Origin of the sequence: Streptomyces cahuitamycinicus (assembly GCF_002891435.1) — a bacterium.
GTDB classification, from domain to species: Bacteria; Actinomycetota; Actinomycetes; order Streptomycetales; family Streptomycetaceae; genus Streptomyces; species Streptomyces cahuitamycinicus.
Genome location: NZ_POUC01000429.1, coordinates 1 through 6,676, shown reverse-complemented (window position 1 = coordinate 6,676; position 6,676 = coordinate 1). Strand labels below are relative to the sequence as shown.

5 protein-coding genes are annotated in these 6,676 nt (G+C 72.3%); 4 read left to right on the top strand and 1 reads right to left on the bottom strand.

Features of this window, described 5'->3' with window-relative positions:
* The first annotated feature begins 207 nt into the window (after positions 1–207).
* The 4 genes from lnt (at position 208) to C1J00_RS35640 (ending at position 5,207) form a co-directional block, all read left to right on the top strand.
* Positions 208–1,824, top strand: a complete 1,617-nt coding sequence (gene lnt, locus C1J00_RS35655; RefSeq protein ID WP_102913088.1) for an apolipoprotein N-acyltransferase — start codon at positions 208–210, stop codon at positions 1,822–1,824.
* Positions 1,825–1,892: 68 nt separating this feature from the next.
* Positions 1,893–2,372, top strand: coding sequence for an NUDIX hydrolase (locus tag C1J00_RS35650; RefSeq protein WP_102913087.1), 480 nt, complete (start codon positions 1,893–1,895; stop codon positions 2,370–2,372).
* 54 nt (positions 2,373–2,426) lie between these two features.
* Positions 2,427–3,227, top strand: a complete 801-nt coding sequence (locus C1J00_RS35645; RefSeq protein ID WP_102913086.1) for a 3-hydroxybutyrate dehydrogenase — start codon at positions 2,427–2,429, stop codon at positions 3,225–3,227.
* Positions 3,228–3,302: 75 nt separating this feature from the next.
* Entirely contained in the window at positions 3,303–5,207 is a 1,905-nt protein-coding gene (locus tag C1J00_RS35640; RefSeq protein WP_102913085.1) for a helix-turn-helix domain-containing protein, read from the top strand.
* A gap of 102 nt (positions 5,208–5,309) precedes the next feature.
* Here the strand turns inward: C1J00_RS35640 and C1J00_RS35635 are convergent.
* The coding region (locus tag C1J00_RS35635; RefSeq protein WP_102913084.1) for an MFS transporter at positions 5,310–6,676 on the bottom strand (1,367 nt) is incomplete at its 5' end.

Here is a 6,676-nt window from a genome sequence, read left to right as displayed (position 1 = left end):
CGGGGGCGACGAAGAGAGCCTCGATCGCCACCAGGGCGAGCCAGGGCCCCGGCCGCACATGCCGCCACGGGCCGCACGACTGAGGCTTGGCACACGGTAACGGCTGGTCGGCGGTTTGGGGATGTGTCGTGACGAAATGAACAGGGAGTCCGTCCACCCCGCGTACCGCGCTGTCGGCCCCGAGGCCACGCGCCTTAGACTCCGGGAGTGACCGTCACCGCAACCTCCGTCGGCGAGTCGGACCAGCTGGAGCCGCGGATCGCGCCCGGGGCGTGGACCTGGGCCCGGCGGCTCGTGCGTCTCGTTCCGGCCGCCGCAGCCGCGCTCTCCGGCCTGCTCCTCTACGTCTCCTTCCCGCCCCGCACGCTGTGGTGGCTGGCGCTGCCGGCCTTCGCCGTCTTCGGCTGGGTGCTGCGCGGCCGCGGCTGGAAGGCCGCACTGGGCCTCGGCTACCTCTTCGGCCTCGGCTTCCTGCTGCCGCTGCTGGTGTGGACCGGAGTGGAGGTGGGGCCGGGCCCCTGGCTCGCCCTGGTGGCGATCGAGGCGCTCTTCGTCGCCCTCGTCGGCGCCGGCGTCGCGACCGTGTCGAAGCTGCCCGGCTGGCCGGTGTGGGCGGCCGCCGTGTGGATCGCCGGCGAGGCGGCACGCGCGCGTGCCCCCTTCAACGGCTTCCCCTGGGGGAAGGTCGCCTTCGGTCAGGCGGACGGTGTGTTCCTGCCGCTCGCCGCGGTGGGCGGCACCCCGGTGCTCGGCTTCGCGGTCGTGCTGTGCGGCTTCGGACTGTATGAGGTCGTCCGGCTGGCCCGGCAGTGGCGGCGGACCGGTGAGGTACGGCGCTCCGCCGCGGCCCTGGGTCTGCTGAGCCTGGCCGTCCCGGTCGTGGGCGCCGTCGCCGCCCGGCCCCTGGTCAGCGACACGGCAGAGGACGGCAGCGCCACCGTCGCGGTGATCCAGGGCAACGTGCCCCGCGCCGGCCTCGACTTCAACTCCCAGCGGCGGGCCGTGCTCGACCACCACGTGCGCGAGACGGAACGCCTGGCCGCCGAGGTCAAGGCGGGCAGGGTCGCGCGGCCCGACTTCGTGCTGTGGCCGGAGAACTCCTCCGACATCGATCCCTTCGCCAACCCCGACGCCCGCACCGTCATCGACACGGCGGCCAAGTCCATCGGGGTGCCCATCTCGGTCGGCGGTGTCGTCGAGCGCGACGGCAAGCTGTACAACGAGCAGATCCTGTGGGACCCGGCGAAGGGCCCCGTCGACACCTACGACAAGCGCCAGATCCAGCCGTTCGGTGAGTACCTGCCGCTGCGCTCACTCATCGGCGCGATCAACCCGAACTGGACGGCCATGGTCCGCCAGGACTTCAGCCGGGGCACCAAGCCGGGCGTGTTCACCATGGACGGCGCCAAGGTCGGCCTCGTCACCTGCTATGAGGCCGCTTTCGACTGGGCCGTGCGCTCCGAGGTCACCGACGGCGCCCAGATGATCTCCGTGCCCAGCAACAACGCCACCTTCGACCGCAGCGAGATGACCTACCAGCAGCTCGCCATGTCCCGCGTACGCGCGGTGGAGCACAGCCGGACCGTGACCGTGCCGGTGACCAGCGGTGTCAGCGCGATCATCATGCCGGACGGCCGGATCACCCAGAAGACCGGCATGTTCGTGGCCGACTCACTGGTGCAGAAGGTGCCGCTGCGGTCCTCGCAAACCCCCGCCACCCGGCTCGGCATCCTGCCGGAGGTCGCGCTCGTGCTGGTCGCGGCCGGCGGACTCGGCTGGGCCGTCGGCGCCGGACTGCGCAAACGACGCGCCGGCGACGTGTAGCCGTACGCGGGTCGCACACCGCCTGAATCGCGCCGGGGCAACGGAAGGGGCCCATTAGGGTCGACGGCATGGCTACTCCCGACTTCATCAGCACACTCCGTAACTCGGCCGGTCATCAGCTGCTCTGGCTCCCCGGCGTCACCGCCCTCGTCTTCGACGACGAGGGCAGAGTGCTGCTCAACCGGCGGGCCGACACCCGCAGGTGGTCCGTACTCGGCGGCATCCCCGACCCGGGGGAGCAGCCGGCGGCCTGCGCGGTGCGGGAGGTTCACGAGGAGACGGGCGTGCGCTGCGTCGCCGAACGGGTCGTTCTCGTCCAGGCACTGGAGCCCGTCACGTACGAGAACGGTGACACCTGCCAGTACATGGACATCACCTTCCGCTGCCGGGCCGTCGGCGGTGAGGCTCGGGTCAACGACGACGAGTCGCTGGACGTGGCCTGGTTCGACGTCGACGCTCTGCCCGAGCTGAACGAGTTGGGTCTGCTCCGGATCAAGCAGGCCCTGTCGGACGCCCCCACATGGTTCGACCCCACTGCCTCTGGCTGAACTATGGGCTGTGACCACATGGGGTGAGGCCTGGGCGCTGCCTAGGGTCGAACCATGACCGTCTCCCGTGCCCCCCTGGCCTCCCACGCCTCCCCGCTCGACCTGGGCGGCCGCACCGCGCTCGTCACCGGCGCCGCCGGCGGCATCGGCCGTGCCTGTGCGCTGCGGCTCGCGGCCGCCGGGGCCAAGGTGAGAGCGGTCGACCGGGACGCCGCGGGCCTGGAGGAACTGGTCGGCCAGGGGCACGGCCTCGCCGGCACGGTGGAGCCGCACGTCCTCGACCTCACCGATCTGGACGCCGCCGAACTCGCCGCCGCGGGCACCGATGTCCTCGTCAACAACGCCGGGCTCCAACTGGTGCGCCCCATCGAGGAGTTCCCGCCGGAGGTCTTCCACACGGTGCTCACCGTGATGCTGGAGGCGCCGTTCCGGCTCATCCGCGGGGCCCTGCCCCACATGTACGGGCAGGGATGGGGCCGCGTCGTGAACGTGTCGTCCGTCCATGGACTGCGCGCCTCTGCCTACAAGTCGGCCTATGTGGCCGCCAAACACGGTCTGGAGGGGCTGTCAAAGACCACCGCCCTCGAAGGCGCGCCCCACGGTGTCACCTCGAACTGTGTGAACCCCGCCTATGTGCGCACCCCACTGGTCGAGAAGCAACTGGCCGACCAGGCGCAGGCACACGGCATCCCCGAGGAGCGGGTCCTGTCCGAGGTGCTGCTGCAGGACAGCGCCGTCAAGCGGCTGATCGAACCGGAGGAGGTCGCCGAGGCGGTGGCGTATCTGTGCGGTCCGCAGGCGTCCTTCGTGACCGGTACCTCGCTCGTGCTCGACGGTGGCTGGACCGCCCACTGAGCAGCCGGCCCCGGCGGCCGGGGGAGTTGTCCACAGGGCTGACGGGACGGGCCGGTCATGGTGAATCCTGAGAGCATGTCCAGCGATCACGCGCAGTCCGCCGAAACGCCGTTCCTCGAGCTCCTGGCCCGAGGAGCGTCGGCCGACGCCTACGAGCAGCCGGAGCTGCTCGCGCGTGCCGAAGGGCGCCCGGCGGAGTGGATCGCCGCGCTCCGGCAGGCCCGGCCGCTCGCCCTGCGCGTACGCGCCGAGCTGGAGGGACGCCGCCGCCGCGAGGCCGAGCTGTCCGCACTGTTCGAGACCGCCCACGACCTCGCCGGGCTGCGCGACCTCGACGCCGTGCTCCAGGCGATCGTGCAGCGCGCCCGCTCGCTGCTGGGCACGGACGTCGCCTACCTCAGCCTGAACGACACCGAGCGCGGCGACACCTACATGCGGGTCACCGAGGGCTCGGTCGCGGCCCGGTTCCAGCAGCTGCGGCTCGGCATGGGGGAGGGGCTCGGCGGCCTGGTCGCACAGACCGCGCGCCCCTATGTCACCGACGACTACTTCAAGGACGACCGTTTCCAGCACACCCTCACCATCGACGCGGGCGTGCGGGACGAGGGGCTGGTGGCCATTCTCGGCGTGCCGCTGACGCTCGGGCACCACGTCATCGGCGTGCTGTTCGCCGCGGACCGCCGCGCCCGGCTCTTCGAGCGGGAGCAGATCGCCCTGCTCGGCTCCTTCGCCGCCCTCGCCGCAGCCGCCATCGACACCGCCAACCTCCTCGCCGAGACCAGATCGGCCCTGGCCGGCCTCGAGCGTGCGAACGAGATCATCCGGGACCGCAGCGGCGTCATCGAGCGCGCCTCCGACGTGCACGACCGGCTCTCCGAACTCGTCCTCCGCGGCGGCGGGGTGCACGGCGTGGCCGCCGCCGTCTCCGAGATCCTCGACGGCACGGTCGAGTTCGCCGAGGCCGCCGCCGCACCCGCCGGGGCCCTGGAGAAGTCCGGCGCGCAGGGGCACGCGGTGCTGCACGAGGACGACTGGATCGCCGCCGTCGCCGCCGGGGGCGAACTGCTCGGCGCACTCGTGCTGCGTGGCCACCCGGGGCTCGACCCGGTCGATCAGCGCACCCTGGAGCGTGCCGCGATGGTCACCTCCCTGCTGCTCCTGGCCCGCAGATCGGCCGCCGAGGCCGAACAGCGCGTGCGCGGTGAGCTGCTGGACGACCTGCTGGACGCCCGTGACCGCGACCCGCGCCTGCTGCGGGAGCGCGCGGCCCGGCTCCACGCCGACCTCGACGCGCTCCACGTGGTGCTGGCCGCGCGACTGGAGGGCGGCGCGGCCGACGCCGACCACGAGGCGGACGCCCGCAGACGCCTGGCAGCGGCGGCGTCCCACCTGGCCGCGACCGGGCACGGCCTGGCCGCCGCCCGCGACGGTGGCACCGTCCTGTTGCTGCCCCTCGGCCCCGGCGACACCGCCACCGACGCGGCCCGCCGTGCCGCCCGCCACCTGGGCACGGCGGTCCACGCACCGGTCACCGTCGGCGCTTCCGCACCCGCCGAGGACCTCGCCGCCCGCCCCGAGACAGTGGCCACGGCCTACGGGGAGGCCCGCCGCTGCCTCGAAGCCCTGCGCGTCCTCGGCCGCTTCGGTGACGGAGCCGCCGCAGAGGACTTCGGCTTCCTGGGGCTGCTCCTGGCCGGCGACCGGGACATCCCGGGCTTCGTCGACCGCACCATCGGCGAGGTCGTCGCCTACGACCGCCGACGTGGCACGGAGCTGCTGCGCACCCTCGACGCCTACTTCGCCTGTGGCATGAGCCCCGCACGCACCAAGGACGAACTGCACGTGCATGTGAACACCGTCGCCCAGCGCCTGGAACGCGTCGGCCGCCTCCTCGGCGACGACTGGCAGATCCCTGCGCGGGCTCTGGAGATCCAACTCGCCCTGCGCCTGCACCGGTTGTCGGCACGAGAACGACGCTGACCTCGTACGCAGAACGCTCGCCGACCCCCGCACGCAGAACGTTCGCCGCCGACCCCCGTACGCACAACGTACGGGGGCAGGACGGCACGGACCCCCGGCACGTCAGGCGCGGGCGTCCTCCGGGGCGGCGGCCGTCCGGTCCGCTCCCTGACCGGAGGGCGGAGCCACGGCGGCGAGGTCCCGGTGGCGCGTTTCCTTGGCCGCCGCCACCGCGACGACCGTGAGCACGGCGGCGGCGATGACGTACAGGGCGATCGGCGTGGAGCTGCCGTAGTCGGCCAGCAGCGCGGTGGCGATCAGCGGCGCCGGCGCACCCGCCGCCACCGAGGCGAACTGCGCACCGATCGACGCACCGGAGTAGCGCATGCGCGTCGCGAACATCTCGGAGAAGAACGCCGCCTGGGGCGCGTACATCGCCCCGTGCAGGACCAGCCCGACGGTCACGGCGAGGATCAAGTTGCCGAAGCCGCCGGTGTCGATCAGCGCGAAGAACGGGAACATCCACAACCCGACACCGACCGCACCCATCAGATACACGGGCCGGCGGCCGATCCGGTCGGACAGCGCGCCCCACCCGGGGATGACGGCGAAGTGCACGGCCGAGGCGATCAGCACCGCGTTGAGCGCGGTCTGCTTGGAGACACCGGCCGAGGTGGTGGCGTACACGAGGATGAACGCGGTGATGACGTAGTAGCTGATGTTCTCCGCCATGCGCGCGCCCATGGCGACCAGGACGTCACGCCAGTGGTGCCGCAGCACGGAGACGATCGGCGCCTTCTCGGCCTCCGCGGCCACGTCCGCCTTGCGGGCCTCGGCTTGGGCCAACGCGTGCTTGAAGACCGGCGATTCATCGACAGACAGACGAATCCACATACCGACGACGACCAGCACACCGGAGAGCAGGAACGGCACCCGCCAGCCCCAGCTGTCGAACGCGGCGTCCGACAGCAGGGCCGTGAGCAGCGACAGCACACCGGTGGCCAGGAGTTGCCCCGCCGGCGCGCCGGTCTGCGGCCACGACGCCCAGAACCCACGCCGCCGCGCGTCCCCGTGCTCCGACACCAGCAGCACGGCACCGCCCCATTCACCGCCGAGCGCGAAGCCCTGGACCAGCCGGAGAACGGTGAGCAACACCGGCGCGGCCGACCCTATGGTGGCGTGCGTCGGCAGCAGCCCGATGGCGAAGGTGGCCCCGCCCATCAGCAGCAGACTCAGCACCAGCAGCTTCTTGCGCCCGAGCCGGTCGCCGTAGTGCCCGAACACCAGCGCGCCCAGCGGCCGGGCGGCGAACCCGACGGCGTACGTCAGGAACGACAGCAGGGTGCCCACGAGCGGGTCGGAGTCCGGGAAGAACAGCTTGTTGAACACGAGTGCGGCGGCGGAGCCGTAGAGGAAGAAGTCGTACCACTCGATGGTGGTGCCGATGAGGCTGGCGGCGACGATGCGTTTGAGGCTGGCGGGGGGGTGGG

What these genes read in the sequence shown, in the direction of transcription:
- C1J00_RS35650 (WP_102913087.1), top strand. Translation starts at nt 1,893, where the DNA reads ATGGCTACTCCCGACTTCATCAGCACACTCCGTAACTCGGCCGGTCAT.
- C1J00_RS35645 (WP_102913086.1), top strand. Translation starts at nt 2,427, where the DNA reads ATGACCGTCTCCCGTGCCCCCCTGGCCTCCCACGCCTCCCCGCTCGAC.
- C1J00_RS35640 (WP_102913085.1), top strand. Translation starts at nt 3,303, where the DNA reads ATGTCCAGCGATCACGCGCAGTCCGCCGAAACGCCGTTCCTCGAGCTC.